The organism is Rhodococcus sp. K11/5 (assembly GCF_055193735.1).
Genome location: NZ_CM143721.1, coordinates 1,554,825 through 1,569,806, shown reverse-complemented (window position 1 = coordinate 1,569,806; position 14,982 = coordinate 1,554,825). Strand labels below are relative to the sequence as shown.

Genomic DNA, 14,982 nt, shown 5'->3' with positions numbered 1-14,982 from the left:
TGAGGCCTGACTCGGAGTGGTCGCTGCACCAACGTGGTGCGAGCGGAAGCCGACGAAGGGGATAATCGGAGCATGCACACCTCCGCGACGCCCACCGGCGGCCAGAACGCGCCCTCGGTCGACGAGCGGACCGGCATCGACGACGCGTTCGACGCCGCCCCGTGCGGTTATCTCCTCCTTGCCGCCGACGGCCGGATCACGAACGTCAATCGCACGCTGTGTCACTGGTTGCGGACCGAGCCGTCGTCCCTGCTCGGAATGCCCTTCGAGATGTTCATGACGGTCGACAGCGGTCGGGAGTACCGACGGCACCTCGCATCGACCGAGATCGCCTCCGGTCGACCGGGCGCGCTCACGGTGGAGCTGCGCGTCGGAGAGACGGGTCGGCTGCCCGTTCTCCTGGCCGCCAACGCGCGTCTCGACGCCGACGGCGAACCCGTTGCCTACCGCGTCACCGCGCACGACGCCACCCCGCAGCGCCGTTTCGAGCGGTCCCTGGTCGGGGCGCGGGCTCGCGCGGACAATGCCCGAGGTCACGCGGAGGCCGCACAACATCGGGCCGAGACCACGCTGGACGAGGCGGAGGCGGAACACACCAGGGTGCGACTCCTCGCACGCACGCTGCAGCGAACGTTGCTACCCCCGTCGCTCACCGCACCCGAGGCGATGACCGTCGACGCCCTCTATCACCACGCCTCGGGCGACGAGGTCGGCGGCGATTTCTACGACCTGTTCCCCGTCGACGAGGACCGCTGGGCGTTCTTCCTCGGCGACGTCAGCGGCAAGGGTGCGGGCGCGGCCGCGGTGACCTCGTTGACCAGGTACACCCTCCGAGCGGCGGCCGTGTTCGACGACGATCCGTTGGCGGTGCTGACCAATCTCAATGCCGTTCTGCACCACGAGTTCCAGGGAAGCGATCCACGGTTCTGCACCGTCGTGTTCGGGTTGATCTGCCCGCGCACGGAGGGTGGCGTCGACATCCGGCTGGCCAGCGGCGGCCATCCGCCCGCGCTGCATCTGCGGTCGGATGGCACCGCCGAGTACATTTCGACCACCGGCGGGCAACTCGTCGGCGCGCTGGCGCAGGCGCACTTCGTCTCCGCGGAATTGGCCCTCGAGCCGGGTGAGGCGCTGGTCCTCTACACCGACGGTCTGACCGAGGCGCGAACCGCGATTCCGGGACAGCGCTACGACGACGAGGGTGCACTGTTGGAGTTCGCGAACTCCATCGGGTCCACCGCGGCACCGGACGTGGTGGCCGCGATCGGCACGCTTCTGAAGGGGTTCGGGGCGGGCTTGCAGGACGACGTCGCCGTCATGACATTGAGCGCCGACCCGGCGTCGGTCGGATCGGCGCCCGACGCCTGATTTCGGGTCCTGTCTCAGGTCAGTCGGCTCCGATGACGTCCAGAGCTTCGTCGAGGTCGGCGTAGAGCGGAAAGACCCGGTCCAGCCCGCTCAGCTCCAAGGGCATCCGCGAGGACCGGTTGCCGGCGACGATGCCGAAGGTGCCGGACTCGAGGCCGTGATGCGCCTTGAGCAACACCGTCACACCCGACGACGACAGAAAACTGACACCGGTGAGGTCGACGATGAGCGCCGTCGCGGCCGAGCGCTTGGCGTCCTCGATCTCGGCGGCGACGGCGGTCGCGGTGGACATGTCCACCTCACCGCTGACCGTCACGATCGCCGTGGCGCCGCGCAGTGTGGTCTGCGAGCCGAACGGCATCAGCGTCGATCCTTCCGTCGTGTCGTGCACGCGCACACCGCGTGCTCCGAGGCACTCCCCGGAAATTACATGTTTCCCCGGTCGAGTGTCGTCGAAACCGATCGAACGTTCGGCGCCGAGGATGACGTCGACCGGGAAAAAGGTCATGATGGAACGATGCAGACAGGTACCGAGCGGTCGACGGATGCCGACGTCGACGCCGTCTGGGCCGTGTCGGCCGACGGTTGGAATTACGCCACCCGGGTGGTCGGCGCTTCTCGGATCCGGGCCGTCGATCCGGCGCGGCCCGCACTGCACCGGAGCGCTCCGCTGGCCGCACAGGCACCGGGCTGACCGCGGGCAACACGGATCTCACGCGCTCGGTCGCGCAGGTCCGTCACCACACCGTCCGTGGCGTGGCCCGGCGACTGGGCACCGAGGTGCGCGGCGCGACGGGTCGTGTCGACGCCGTCGTCGGCGGGGTCTGCGACGACTCCCGCGCGGTGCGGACCGGTGATCTGTACGTGGCGCACCCCGGTTCCCACGTCCACGGCCTCGACTTCGAGACCGAAGCGGCCCGACGCGGTGCCGTGGCCGTGGTGAGCGATCGCCCGGCATCGCTGTTGCCGAGCCTCGTCGTTCCGGAGCCACGCCGAGTGGTCGGTCCCCTGGCCTCGTGGTTGTACGACGATCCGAGCGCCTCGTTGGACGTCTTCGGCATCACCGGGACCAACGGCAAGACCAGTGCCGCGCATCTGTTGGACGCCGCGCTGGCCCACACCGGGTCGACGACCGGACTGGTCACCGGCGTGTCGTTCCGAGGCCCTTCCGGCAGCCGGCCGGCCACGCGCACCATGCCCGAGGCGCCCTTGCTGCAACGGACACTGGCCCGCTTCCGCCGCGAAGGGGTGACCGCCGTCAGCATGGAGGTCTCCTCCCATGCAGCCGTGCAGCATCGGGTCGCCGGCACCCGGTTCCGCGTCATGGCCTTCACCAACCTCGGTGTCGATCACCTGGACTTCCACGGGTCCATGGAGGAGTACTTCGCGGCCAAGGCGTCGCTCTTCGACCGCGAGGTCACCGACGCGGCGGTGATCGACGTCGACGACGAGTACGGCCGCCGCCTCGCGCGAACCATCGAGGTGCCGTGCTGGACGCATTCCGCGTCGGCCCGGTCCGGCGCGGACGTCGTCGCCGAGAAAGTCGAATGCGACTCCGCGGGAACGCGATTCGTATTACGAGCGCCCACGGGAGCCGTCCCCGTTCGCCTGCCCCTGCTCGGGCCCCATCAGGTGCGCAACGCCCTGACCGCGGTCACCACGGCCATGGCGGCCGGCCGAGACGTGGCGAGCGCGGCGAACGGTCTCGAACTCATGGACACCGTCCCCGGGCGCCTCGAGCGCATCGACGAGGGACAGCCGTTCCTCGCGATCGTCGATTACGTCCACAACACCCACGGCCAGCGCACCGTGTTCCCGTACCTGCGGTCGCTGACTTCGTCTCGCCTGATCGTGGTCGTCGGCGCCACCGGTGACCGCGATCCGGGCAAACGATTTCCGCTCGGTGCGGTCGCGGCGGGCGCCTGCGACGTCGTCGTGGTCACCGACGAGAGCCCCTTCTCGGAGGACGCGACGACGATCCGCAACGAGGTGGCGGCGGGTGCGCGGTCGATCTCGGGCGCCGACGTACACGTCGAGGAGGATCGGCGACGCGCGCTCGATCTCGCCGTCGGACTCGCCGGACCCGGCGACGTCGTCGTCGTCACCGGACGTGGGTGCGACCCGTATCAGTTCTTCGGCGACGAACGCACGGAGTTCGACGACCGGGACGAGCTGCGGTCGGCGCTGCGCCGGGCGAAGCCCGTCGCGCTCTGACCTCCGTCGAGCACCGACCCCCGGCGCACCGACCCCCAACGCGTACCGACTCCCGGGGCACCGACCCCCGCGTCGGCACCGAAGGCAGTCTCACCGAGCGAGCGCACCCCGACAGGGCCTACACTCGTTCGGTTAGTTACCTTGACGAAAGGCATGGTGATCCCATGGCCGAACCCTCCGGCGCCGCGGCGCTGTTCTCCCGCGGTTCCTGGTCCGAGACCAGCCGCATCGCCGAGGTCCTACGGAAGGAAACCGTCGGCGGTCTCCTGCTCCTCGCGGCGACACTCGTGGCCCTGATCTGGGCCAACTCCCCCTGGTCCGGCGCGTACGACGCGTTGATGAGCACCCGCGTCGGGCCCGCCGCCCTGCACCTCGACCTCACGCTGTCCACCTGGGCGGCCGACGGGCTGCTCGCCGTGTTCTTCTTCGTGGTCGGACTCGAGCTCAAGCGCGAGTTCGTCGCAGGAGACCTCCGCGATCCGGCCCGCGCAGCGCTGCCCATCGCCGCCGCTGTGGGTGGAATGACCGTTCCCGCCGTCATTTTCGTTCTGTTCAACCTCGGTGCGGGCGGCGGAGCCCTGTCCGGCTGGGCGATTCCCACCGCCACCGACATCGCGTTCGCCGTGGCCGTGCTCGCCGTCATCAGCACGCACCTGCCGGTCGCCCTGCGCACCTTCCTGTTGACCCTGGCGGTGGTGGACGATCTCCTCGCGGTCGCCGTCATCGCGATCTTCTACGCCGACGCCATCGACTTCGGCGCGCTCGCGTTGACCGCGATCCCCCTGGCGCTGTTCGCCGTCGCCGTCCAGAAGCGAGTGCGGTCCTGGTGGATACTCCTTCCGCTGGCGTTCACCGCCTGGGCGTTGATGCACGCGTCCGGGGTGCACGCCACCGTCGCCGGAGTACTGCTCGGATTCGCCGTACCGGTGATCCGGAGCAAGGCAGCGGGCGGCCCCGACGCGGGGCCCGGACTCGCGGAACACTTCGAACACCGGATTCGACCGCTGTCCGCCGGAGTTGCGGTGCCGCTCTTCGCGTTCTGCGCGGCGGGCGTCACTGTCGGAGGACTGAGCGGTCTGCGCACCGCACTGTCCGATTCCGTGGCCATCGGCGTCGTGGTCGGCCTGGTGGTCGGCAAACTGGTCGGGGTCTTCGGGACCACGTACCTGATGTCGCGCTTCACCCGCGCTCGGCTCGACGAGGGGCTGAGCTGGCTCGATGTTCTCGGTGTGTCCATGCTCGCCGGGATCGGGTTCACCGTGTCCCTGCTCATCGGGGACCTCGCGTTCGGTGAGGGGAGCCCGCAGGGCGATCACGTCAAGGTAGCGGTGCTCACCGGTTCCGTCGTCTCGGCGATGCTCGCGACCGTGGTTCTTCGGATTCGCAACGCGGCGTACCGGCGGATGCACGAGACCGAGACCCGCGACGACGATCACGACGGCGTGCCGGACGTGTATCAGCGGCCTTGACCCAACTGCAGGCCACCGCCGCAGCGACCTACGGGCGCACCCGCCGCAGCAACACCGTCGCGGCGTCGAGCACCGCACCGCGCTCGAAGATCAGGGAGTAACCGTAGGTCCGACCACCGTCCGGTGCCGATCCGCGATCGACGGCCAGGAGAGCCGCGGTGAACGAGGGGGCCGCGATCACCACCGAACGCTCGGCGGCCAGGGGCTCGTCGGGCTCCACTGCCACCGCGCGGTATCGACTCCCGGCTGCGGGCGGCGAGCTGTGGAAGACCGCCGTCAGGGCCGTACGCGCGGCGACGACGTCGAACAACTCGCGGCGCGGCGCCGAGATCTGCGTCGTCGACGGGATGGTGACCAGCACCATCGTCGACTGCCCCAGTGAGACCGCCGTACGGAAGAGGTCGTCCTCGATCGCATCGAGGACCACGTCGCCCGCTCGCCGCCCCCGCCCGAAGACCTCGGCCACACCGAAGGGAGTCTGCGCGACGGGGGCTCGAACGGTCACGGACGGCGCAACGACGGCGGGTTCGGGCTCGCGTCGCAGCGGCGGAAACGGGGGCAACTGGCCCGGTTCGCCGTACAGCCAGCCCTGACCTCGGGTCGCCCCCATGTCCAGTGCGTACTGCTCGTGCTCGAGCGTCTCGATGCCCTCGGCGATCACCACCGCACCGGTGCGTTCGGTCTCCGCGCTGACCGCCTCGATGATCGACGCCGTCGTCGCCGACGATCGCCCCTGAACCAGGCGCATGTCCAGCTTGACGACGTCGGGTCGCAGGAGCGCCAGCAACGCCAGGCTCGACGGGTCCGCGCCGACGTCGTCGATGGCGACGCGCCACCCGTGGTCGCGCGCCCGTTCCACCGAGCGCAACAGTCCGGCGGGATCGCGCATGAGGTGACGCTCGGTGATCTCGATCGTCACCGACAGTCGGCGCGCGTCGGCCAGCAGACCCGACGCCGCGGCGGGAGGCGGGGAGTCGAGCGCGTCGGGCTCGGTGTTGACGAACAGGTCCAACTCCGGGGGCATGTTCGCCGCCAGCGCTCCGTGCAGTGCCGCGAGCCGACACCGCCAATCCAGTTCGGCGGTCGACCGATCGTGTTCCGCGGCCCGGAAGACGTCCGCGATGGACGACCACCCGGAGTCGTTCGGGACACGGGCGAGCGCTTCGAAGCCGACGACGGCGCGCGTATCGAGGGCCACGATGGGCTGATACACCGACCGGATGTCCACGGTCAGGGGCGATCCGGACCCCGACGCATCGGGCCGCGGCCCCTCGGGCAGAGGAATCGGCAGGGACCGAGGGGCAGGTACGGACACGACGGAACCTTTCCTCGACGTTCGTTTCGGGCCCCCCGCACCGACATCATCCCCTGCCTCCGCCGCACGCACCTGCGAACGACGGTTCCGCGTCGGCTACTGGTGGCCCGCCTCGAGGTTCCCGGTGAGTCGATCGTGTCGTTCCGCCGACGCTCCCGCGAGCCCCACGATCTCCGCGCGCTTTCCCTTCGCGGCGTACTTGGTGGTGATGGCGTCGAGCGCCGCGACGGTCGACGCGTCCCACACGTGGGCGTCGGACAGGTCGATGATCACGTTCGTGGGATCGCCCGCGTAATCGAACTGATAGACCAGGTCGTTGCTCGACGCGAAGAAGAGTTCGCCCTTGACGGCGTACACGCGGGTGTCGTCGTCCGGGTGGGCGACATCGACGACCTCGGTGAGGTGGGCGACACGGCGCGCGAAGAGCACCATGGCGGTGAGGACGCCCACCAGCACGCCGTAGGCGAGGTTGTGCGTGGCCGCGGTGACCGCGACCGTCGCGACCATCACGAGGGTTTCGCTCTTGGGCATGCGGCGCAACGTCTTCGGGTGGATGCTGTGCCAATCGAGCGTGCCGACCGACACCATGATCATGACCGCGACGAGGGCCGCCATCGGGATCAGCGCCACGATGTCACCGAGCCCCACCACGAGGATCAGCAGGAATACTCCGGCGAGGAACGTCGAGATGCGTGTCCGCGCGCCCGAGACCTTCACGTTGATCATCGTCTGACCGATCATCGCGCACCCGCCCATGCCGCCGGTGAAACCGGTGACGAGGTTGGCCACACCCTGGCCCCACCCCTCGCGGGTCTTGTTCGAGTGCGAGTCGGTGATGTCGTCGACGAGCTTGGCCGTCATGAGGGATTCGAGGAGGCCGACCAGCGCGATCGCGAGCGCGTACGGCGCGACGATGGACAGGGTCTCGACGGTGAAGGGGACGTCGGGAATCAGGAACGCGGGCAGGGACGACGGCAGTTCGCCCTCGTCGCCGACGTCGGGAACCGCGAGGGCGAACACGATGGTCGCCGCGGTGAGCAGCACGATCGCCACCAGCGGCGCCGGCACGACGGTCGTGAGCCTCGGCAGGACGACCATGATGACCAGCGCCACCGCCACCAGCGGATACACGAGCCACGGCACGCCGATCAGGTAGGGCACCTGCGAGGTGAAGATCAGGATGGCGAGCGCGTTGACGAAGCCGACCATCACGCTGCGCGGGATGAACCGCATCAGCTTCGCAACTCCCAGCACGGACAGCAGGACCTGCAGCACGCCGCCCAGAATCACGGCGGCGATGAGGTAGTCGAGGCCGTACTCGCGCGCGAGGGGCGCCACGACCAGTGCGATCGCCCCGGTGGCGGCGGAGATCATGGCCCGGCGTCCACCGACGATGGAGATGGTCACCGCCATCGTGAACGACGCGAACAATCCCACTCGCGGATCGACGCCCGCGATGATCGAGAACGAGATCGCTTCCGGGATGAGCGCCAGGGCGACGACGAGCCCGGCCAGAATCTCGGTCTTGAGTCGGCGCGGAGAGCGCAGCGCGTTCAGCACCGAATGTTCGTCGATGACCGGGGTGAGCACCGGGGAGTGCGACATGTGGGTTCTTTCCTGCCGAATACGAAGAATGCGGGCGGCGACGCACCGCCCGAGAAATCTACCCTTACGTAAGAGACCAACAGAAATCGAGACCACGTGGCGGACCCACACGACGGACGCCGCTGCCTGTCGACGACCCCTGCCTACTATGTGCGCAGACGGAAGCAGTTGTGATCGACCACACGTGCTCGGCACGGAAGGGACGACGATGAACCAGACGCCACCCGGAGCCCATCTCGAGGGCTCGTCGGCTTCGCTCGGTGAGCCGTTACCGCTCGCGTGCGGGCAGATCCTGCCGAACCGACTCATGAAGGCCGCGTTGAGCGAGAGCCTCGCCGACGCGTCGCTGGCCCCGGACGCACGGCTCGAGCGGCTGTACTCCGCCTGGGGTGCCGGCGGATACGGACTGGTGCTCACCGGAAACGTCATGGTCGACCGTCGCCATCTCGGTGAGCCCGGCAACGTGGTGATCGAGGACGATCGGCATCGCGACGCGCTCACGCGCTGGGCCGAGGCCGGCACCGGCGGTGGGACACCGATCTGGATGCAACTCAATCACCCCGGCCGACAGGCGAATCCGCTCGCGAGCAGGGACCAGGCGGTGGCGCCGTCGGCCGTGGCCGTCGGGATCGCCGGGTTGCCCGCTCCTCGGCCGCTGTCCGAGGCGGAGATCGAGGACATCATCGAGCGATTCGCCACCGCGGCTCTCGTCGCCGAGTCGTCCGGGTTCGACGGCGTGCAACTGCACGCGGCGCACGGTTACCTCGTGTCCCAGTTCCTGTCTCCGTCGGCCAACCGTCGCACCGACCGATGGGGCGGAGACATCGACGGCCGGATGCGTTTCGCCGTCGAGGCCGTTCGGGCGATCCGCTCCGCCGTGTCCCCGACGTTCGCGGTCGGCATCAAGTTGAATTCGGCCGACTTCCAGCGAGGCGGCTTCAGCGAGGAGGACTCGCGCATCGTGGTCGAACGCCTCGCGGACGAGCGCGTCGATCTGATCGAGATCAGCGGCGGTAGCTACGAATCACCCGCGATGATGGGACACGAAAATCGTCCTGTGAAGGCCAGCACTCGCGAGCGTGAGGCGTACTTCCTCGAGTACGCGCGCACCGTGCGCCGCGCCGCCGGCTCCGTTCCGCTCGCCGTGACCGGAGGCTTTCGCACCCGCGGCGCGATGGCCGACGCGATCGCGTCGGGCGACTGCGACGTCATCGGTCTGGGGCGCCCCACGGTGCTCGATCCGGCCGTCGCTCGGACCCTTCTCGACGGGTCCGTGGAACGTCTTCCGTCGCCCACGGTGACGCTCGGTGCCGCGAGCCGGCTGAAGCAACTGAAGCCGGTCAACGGCGCACTGGATCTGCAGTGGCACACCGATCAGCTCCACCGGCTGGGCGCAGGCAAGGATCCGGACCCCGACCGTTCGCCCTGGCGCACCGTCGTGTCGATGGTGGAACGCAACGGCGTCACCGCCTTTCGCGGCAGCCGACGCGGCATCGCACAGTCGGCCGGGACACCGCAACCGGCCGGTGCACCGCACACGACGCGGACTTCTGCGGCGTCTCGCAAATTTCGGATCGAGCGGGCGGTCGGTCGTCGTATCGCCAACCCCGCGATGCGGGGATTGACCGCCCTGGGCGTTCCGGTCGCGCTGATGACCGAGATCGAGACGACGGGACGACGTACCGGGCTGACCCGCACGGTGCCGGTCGCCGCGACGTTCGACGACCACGGCTGCTGGCTGATCGCGCAGCACGGGACGCGGTCCGGGTGGGGCGCGAACATCGCGGCCGACGCGGCGGTCCGCGTCCGTCGGGGCCGAACCTGGATCGAGGGACACGCGGAGTTGGTGCCGGACGACGACGTGTCGGCCCGCGCTCGGACGTTCGCGTCGAACCCGGTCCTGGCGCGTCTCGTCGCCGCGACCTTCTCCGCGTTGCAGACCACGCCGATCTCCGTGCGGGTGACCTTCACGGACCGCTGACGCTCTGCGCTCTCGGGACGGTCGACTGCTCCGAGAGCAGTCGGATCCGTCAGGACAACGAGCGGACCAACGGCAGCAACAGATCGGCGAGCGGGCGGGCGTCGGAGTCGTCCGCCGGCTCGAACACCGCGAGCAGGGCCGACAGAACGGCCTCGAGAAGCGGGGTCTCGGGCCCTGCTGTCTCAGGCACGGCGGCCGGTGTGTCGGATGCCGGCGGCGCGGGCGTCGTGGTGGTCGGAGCCGGTGTGTTCGGAGCCGGTGTGTTCGGAGCCGGAGCCGGCGTCGCCGCAGGCGCGCTCTCGGCCGGTACCGAACTCGCCGGCGGGGTCGCCACGAGATACTCCGCGATTCCGGTGGTGATCGCGATGGCGTGTCTCACCTGGCCGTCCTGGCTTTCCAGGACCGCGGCATCCTCGGGGTTCGCCCCGTTGCCCATCTCCAGGAACACCAGGGGAACCGTCGTCAGGGCGGGGCCGGCCACGTCGGCGCGGGTCTGGATCCCGTCCGCTGCACCCGCGTAGTTCGCGGGCAAGAAGTCCGCGGCGTCGTAGGCCGCCTTCATCCGGGCGGTGGCGTCGGCTCCCCCGCCGCGCTGAGCGGCGTCGGCCGCCGCGTCGGGAACCGGTAGTTCCGGGACGATGAGGTGGTAGCCACGACGCTCGGGATCGGCAACGGCCGCCGTGGAATCGGCGTGGATGCTGACCGCGAGGTCGGCACCGGACTCGGAGGCGGCCGCGGCGCGCTCGTCGATGCATCCGCCCCAGCCGGTGTCGTCGGCGCGGCTGAGCACGACGCGTGCGCCCAGCGTCTCGAGACTCGATTCGACGAGCTGCGCGACGTTCCAGGTGATCGTGTGCTCGGGGGTGCCGCCGAGGGCGGTCATTCCCGTGGTCTGGCAGTCCTTCGTGCCGCCGCGGCCGTCGGGGACCTGTCGCGCGAGATCGTTGCCGTCGGTTCCACCTTGATGGCCCGGGTCGAGAAACACGGTACGTCCGGCGAGGACGGTGCTGGGATCCGTCTCCGGAACCGCCGAGGTGTCCGGCGGAGCCGGCGCGGGCTGAGCCGCGGCCACGGAGGCCCCGAACCCGAGCAGCATCACCACCGATCCGGTCAGGGCGGCGAGGGTGCGTACGGCGGATCGGTGTCGAGGCGCTCGTGGCACACGTCGGACGTTCGTCACGGTCATGACTCGAGTGAATCAGCTACCCCATCCACCCCACCAGCCTCAGTAGCACTACGAGACCATTGTTATCACTCCGTTACCGTGTCGATCCTCTCGGACAGCAGTCCGTACAGGGCTCGCATGCAGAGGTCGTGCAACTCCGTGTCGGTGATGGATCGCCGATCCAGCCAGTCCAGGCACACGGCGCGCACGAGGGAGATCCACCCGCGAACGGCCGTCGACGTCACTTCGTCCGCAGCGTCGTCGGAGCCGATGGCCGCCATGATCCGTCGATGTTGGACGGCCAGCTCCGCAGTGACGATGCCTTGGATCTCGTCGTCTCCCGACATGGACCCACGGTTGACCGCGCGGACTCCGTGCTCGTGATCCGACACGTACTGGATGTACGCGGCCAACCCCGCCGACACCTGTTCCGCGAGGGGCAGGGACGCGTCGGGCGTGGTCACCTCGACCAGGCGATCGGATTCGACACGGACCACCGCCGCGAAGAAGTCCCGCTTGGACGAGAAGTAGTGGTACATCAGGCCTCGCGACACACCGGCGGTGTCGGCCACCTCGTCGATCCACACGTCGTCGTAGGGCCGGTCCGCGAACAACCGCGAGCCGATCTCCAGCAACTGGGTGCGGCGCGCGTCGGGGGACAGCCGAGTCCGTGAGGTCGTCATGTCCCGCCCACAGTACTTGACACCGATTCAACAGTGAGTAACGTCACTGCTGAATCGAGTTCAACAACGTGGGCACACAACACAGGCACACAACACGCGAGGGGGCCGTCGTGGTCGCATCGGTACCGCCCGGACAACGAGCGTCGAATCGGCGATCGGCCGCACGCCGTCCGCTCCCCCACCCGCCGCGGCGCGTTCCGCTGATCGGCGACGTGATCGGGGTCCACGCCACCACGCCCGTGCAGGACTCCATTCGCCTCGCGGCGCAGCTCGGTCCCGTGTTCGAACGAGTGGTCTTCGGGAAGCGATTCGTGATCGTCAGCGGAGCGGACATGGTGGCCGATCTCAGCGACGAGTCGCGCTTTGCCAAGCACCTCGCCCCCGCCGTCGCGGGTCTGCGCTCGATTGCCGGTGACGGGCTCTTCACCGCCTTCAACCACGAACCCAACTGGCAGAAGGCCCATGACCTTCTCCGTCCGGCGTTCACCGCTCCGGCCATGCGCGGCTATCACGACATCATGCTCGACGTGGCCGGCGAACTGGTCGATCACTGGTCGACGAGAAACCGGGTCGACGTCTCGTCCGACATGACGAAGCTGACGCTCGAGACCATCGGTCGCACCGGTTTCAGTTACAGCTTCGACTCCTTCTCCACCGCCGAGACCCACCCCTTCGTCCGGGCGATGGTGCGCACTCTGACGCACAATCAGCGCCGGGCCATCCTCTCCGTTCCCGTGGTCTCCGACCTGGTGTTCCGAAAGCGCGACCGGCAGAACGAGATCGACAAGGCCTACATGGCAGACCTGATCGACGACATCGTGCGCGCACGCCGTTCCGGCGACACCGCGGGCCGGGGCGACCTCCTCGACATCATGCTCGGTGCGGCCCGCGAGGGCGATCCCAACGCCCTCGACGAGGTGAACATCCGGCGCCAAATTCTCACGTTCCTCATCGCCGGACACGAGACCACCTCGGGCGCACTCTCCTTCGCGTTGTACTACCTCGCGCAGGATCCGCAGCTCTGGGCCCGCGCCCGCGAGGAAGTCGATACGGTCTGGGGCACCGAGGCCCCCTCCTTCGAGAAGGTCGCGAAGTTGCGACTCGTGCGGCGCATCCTCGACGAAGCGCTTCGGTTGTGGCCCACGGCGCCGGGCTACGCGCGAGAAGCACTCGTGGACACCGTCGCCGGCGACCACCCGATGCGAGCCGGAGACTGGGTACTCGTCCTCATTCCCGGCCTGCACCGCGACCCGGTGTGGGGTCCCGACCCCGAGACCTTCGATCCGGACCGATTCCTGTCTGCGAACGTGCATTCCCGGCCCGCTCACGCGTACAAGCCGTTCGGGACCGGCGAGCGTGCCTGCATCGGACGTCAGTTCGCGGTCCACGAGGCTCTCATCGTGCTCGGCACCGTCCTGCAGCGATTCGACGTGACCCCGGACGACTCCTACGAACTCGTCGTCGAGGAACGCCTCACCCTCATGCCGAAAGGGTTCGAGGTCACGCTCTCGAGACGCTGACGGGCGAGTACCCACTTCAGGGGGTATCGGCGGCCGGAGAATCGCCTCAGACTGTGACTCACGGAACACTCACGGATCGAGGTCGCACCATGACACCCACCGCTGCCACTCCCCTGTCCACCGACGACGCCGTCGCGGACTGGCTGGCCACCTTCGCCACACCCGACGCCGATGCCGCCGCGCTCCTGGTCGATCGCCACGATCCCGAGGCCGTCGCGTTCACCACCATCGAGGTCGACGGCGACGAGATCGTGTCGACGAACCTGACCTTCGGCGAACTCGCGGACCGATCGAAGCGCTTCGCCACCGTTCTCGCCGACCGCGGCATCTCTCGCGGGGACACCGTCGGCGTCCTCATGGGCAAGCGCTCCGAGCTGGTCGTCGCTCTCGTCGCGATCGCGCGTCTGGGCGCCGTCTACATTCCGCTGTTCACCGCGTTCGCGGCACCGGCCATCGAGATGCGGCTCACCGCGGGCGCCGCACGCGTCGTGGTCACCGAACCGAGTCAGGTGGACAAGCTCGGCGGAAGCGACGCCTCCGTCATCGTCGCCGGCGAGCAGTTCGACGACCTGATCGCCGCTGCGGACCCCCTCGAGCGATCCGTGGCCGTCGGCGGCGACGGCACCCTGATCCTGCTGTTCACCAGCGGAACCACCGGCGCACCCAAGGGCGTCCCGGTTCCGGTGCGGGCACTGGCCGCCTTCTCCTGCTACATGATCTACGGCCTCGACGTCTCCGAGGACGACGTCTTCTGGAACGCGGCTGATCCCGGGTGGGCGTACGGGCTGTATTACGGGGTACTCGGACCGCTGGCGATCGGACGTCCGAACCTGTTGCTGCACGCCGGATTCTCGGCCGCGCTGACGGCGAGGATCTTCACGGACTTCGGGGTCACCAACTTCGCGAGCGCGCCCACCGTCTACCGGACGCTGAGCAAGGACCCGTCGATCTCGGGGTTCACGCTGCGGCACGCGTCCTCGGCGGGCGAGCCACTGACGCCCGACGTCATCGACTGGGCGAAGAAAGCACTCGGCACCGAGGTCCGAGATCACTACGGTCAGACCGAGCACGGCATGTTCGTCAACAACCACTGGCACGACGATGTCCGCGCCGACGTCGTCCCCGGCTCGATGGGCTTCCCCATGCCCGGCTACACCGCCGGCATCGTCGACGGCCAGATCGCGATCGACGTGGCGGCGAGCCCGCTGATCTTCTTCACCGGCTATCTCGACGCCCCCGACAAGACCGCGGCGCGGTTCACCGAGGACGGCGCCTGGTACCTCACCGGCGACACCGGTCGAGTCGACGACGACGGCCGCTTCTACTTCACCGCTCGCGACGACGACGTGATCATCATGGCGGGATACCGCATCGGACCCTTCGACGTGGAGAGCGTCCTCATCACGCACCCGTCCGTGGTGGACGTGGCGGTCGTGGGCCGACCCGACGAGTTACGCGGCGAGGTCCTCGAGGCCTTCGTCGTCGTCGTCGACGGAATCGACGGCTCCGCCGAACTCGAAGCCGAGCTGCAGCAGTTGGTCAAGACCGGATTCGCCGCGCACGCGTATCCGCGCACCGTCCACTTCGTCGACGCCCTGCCGAAGACGCCGAGCGGAAAGATTCAGCGGTTCCTGTTGCGACAGCGGTGATCACGGACGGAGA

Annotated in this window: 12 protein-coding genes; 7 read left to right on the top strand and 5 right to left on the bottom strand. The window is 68.9% G+C overall.

Annotation, left to right across the window (positions count from 1 at the left end; translation table 11 throughout):
- Window positions 1–72 precede the first annotated feature (72 nt).
- On the top strand, window positions 73–1,368 hold the full coding sequence (locus ACY466_RS07630; RefSeq protein ID WP_463251240.1) for a PP2C family protein-serine/threonine phosphatase: 1,296 nt from the start codon (window positions 73–75) through the stop codon (window positions 1,366–1,368).
- Between the two features lie 19 nt (window positions 1,369–1,387).
- Here ACY466_RS07630 and ACY466_RS07625 read toward each other — a convergent pair whose 3' ends face one another.
- On the bottom strand, window positions 1,388–1,876 hold the full coding sequence (locus ACY466_RS07625) for an STAS domain-containing protein (RefSeq protein ID WP_463251238.1): 489 nt from the start codon (window positions 1,874–1,876) through the stop codon (window positions 1,388–1,390).
- A 9-nt stretch (window positions 1,877–1,885) separates the two neighbouring features.
- Here ACY466_RS07625 and ACY466_RS07620 point away from each other — a divergent pair, with 9 nt between their 5' ends.
- The 3 genes from ACY466_RS07620 (at window position 1,886) to nhaA (ending at window position 5,051) form a co-directional block, all read left to right on the top strand.
- The gene (locus ACY466_RS07620; protein WP_463251236.1) at window positions 1,886–2,062 is read left to right on the top strand and encodes a hypothetical protein; all 177 of its coding nucleotides are present in this window, start codon (window positions 1,886–1,888) and stop codon (window positions 2,060–2,062) included.
- 62 nt (window positions 2,063–2,124) lie between these two features.
- Window positions 2,125–3,582, top strand: a complete 1,458-nt coding sequence (locus ACY466_RS07615; RefSeq protein WP_463251233.1) for a UDP-N-acetylmuramoyl-L-alanyl-D-glutamate--2,6-diaminopimelate ligase — start codon at window positions 2,125–2,127, stop codon at window positions 3,580–3,582.
- 164 nt (window positions 3,583–3,746) lie between these two features.
- Window positions 3,747–5,051, top strand: coding sequence for a Na+/H+ antiporter NhaA (gene nhaA, locus ACY466_RS07610; RefSeq protein WP_463251230.1), 1,305 nt, complete (start codon window positions 3,747–3,749; stop codon window positions 5,049–5,051).
- A gap of 28 nt (window positions 5,052–5,079) precedes the next feature.
- Here the strand turns inward: nhaA and ACY466_RS07605 are convergent, their stop codons facing one another.
- A complete protein-coding gene (locus tag ACY466_RS07605) occupies window positions 5,080–6,366 on the bottom strand; it encodes an EAL domain-containing protein (protein ID WP_463251228.1) in 1,287 nt (428 codons plus the stop codon).
- A 96-nt stretch (window positions 6,367–6,462) separates the two neighbouring features.
- Window positions 6,463–7,971, bottom strand: coding sequence for a SulP family inorganic anion transporter (locus ACY466_RS07600; protein ID WP_463251226.1), 1,509 nt, complete (start codon window positions 7,969–7,971; stop codon window positions 6,463–6,465).
- A gap of 208 nt (window positions 7,972–8,179) precedes the next feature.
- On the opposite strand from ACY466_RS07600, the gene ACY466_RS07595 reads away from it, so the two are divergent.
- Window positions 8,180–9,952, top strand: a complete 1,773-nt coding sequence (locus tag ACY466_RS07595; RefSeq protein WP_463251222.1) for a nitroreductase family deazaflavin-dependent oxidoreductase — start codon at window positions 8,180–8,182, stop codon at window positions 9,950–9,952.
- 49 nt (window positions 9,953–10,001) lie between these two features.
- On the opposite strand, the gene ACY466_RS07590 is transcribed toward ACY466_RS07595, so the two are convergent.
- Window positions 10,002–11,138 carry an N-acetylmuramoyl-L-alanine amidase gene (locus ACY466_RS07590; protein ID WP_463251218.1) on the bottom strand — a complete coding sequence of 379 codons (1,137 nt, stop codon included), beginning with the start codon at window positions 11,136–11,138 and terminating at the stop codon, window positions 10,002–10,004.
- A 65-nt stretch (window positions 11,139–11,203) separates the two neighbouring features.
- A complete protein-coding gene (locus ACY466_RS07585) occupies window positions 11,204–11,800 on the bottom strand; it encodes a TetR/AcrR family transcriptional regulator (RefSeq protein ID WP_463251216.1) in 597 nt (198 codons plus the stop codon).
- A gap of 200 nt (window positions 11,801–12,000) precedes the next feature.
- Between ACY466_RS07585 and ACY466_RS07580 the strand changes: the two genes are divergently transcribed.
- Window positions 12,001–13,320 carry a cytochrome P450 gene (locus tag ACY466_RS07580; protein ID WP_463252171.1) on the top strand — a complete coding sequence of 440 codons (1,320 nt, stop codon included), beginning with the start codon at window positions 12,001–12,003 and terminating at the stop codon, window positions 13,318–13,320.
- 89 nt (window positions 13,321–13,409) lie between these two features.
- On the top strand, window positions 13,410–14,969 hold the full coding sequence (locus ACY466_RS07575) for an AMP-binding protein (RefSeq protein ID WP_463251212.1): 1,560 nt from the start codon (window positions 13,410–13,412) through the stop codon (window positions 14,967–14,969).
- The last annotated feature ends 13 nt before the right edge of the window (window positions 14,970–14,982 follow it).

Coding starts and splice junctions, on each gene's coding strand:
- ACY466_RS07620 (WP_463251236.1), top strand. CDS start 1,886: ATGCAGACAGGTACCGAGCGGTCGACGGATGCCGACGTCGACGCCGTC.
- ACY466_RS07575 (WP_463251212.1), top strand. CDS start 13,410: ATGACACCCACCGCTGCCACTCCCCTGTCCACCGACGACGCCGTCGCG.
- ACY466_RS07625 (WP_463251238.1), bottom strand. CDS start 1,876: ATGACCTTTTTCCCGGTCGACGTCATCCTCGGCGCCGAACGTTCGATC.
- nhaA (WP_463251230.1), top strand. CDS start 3,747: ATGGCCGAACCCTCCGGCGCCGCGGCGCTGTTCTCCCGCGGTTCCTGG.
- ACY466_RS07630 (WP_463251240.1), top strand. CDS start 73: ATGCACACCTCCGCGACGCCCACCGGCGGCCAGAACGCGCCCTCGGTC.
- ACY466_RS07600 (WP_463251226.1), bottom strand. CDS start 7,971: ATGTCGCACTCCCCGGTGCTCACCCCGGTCATCGACGAACATTCGGTG.
- ACY466_RS07585 (WP_463251216.1), bottom strand. CDS start 11,800: ATGACGACCTCACGGACTCGGCTGTCCCCCGACGCGCGCCGCACCCAG.
- ACY466_RS07590 (WP_463251218.1), bottom strand. CDS start 11,138: ATGACCGTGACGAACGTCCGACGTGTGCCACGAGCGCCTCGACACCGA.
- ACY466_RS07595 (WP_463251222.1), top strand. CDS start 8,180: ATGAACCAGACGCCACCCGGAGCCCATCTCGAGGGCTCGTCGGCTTCG.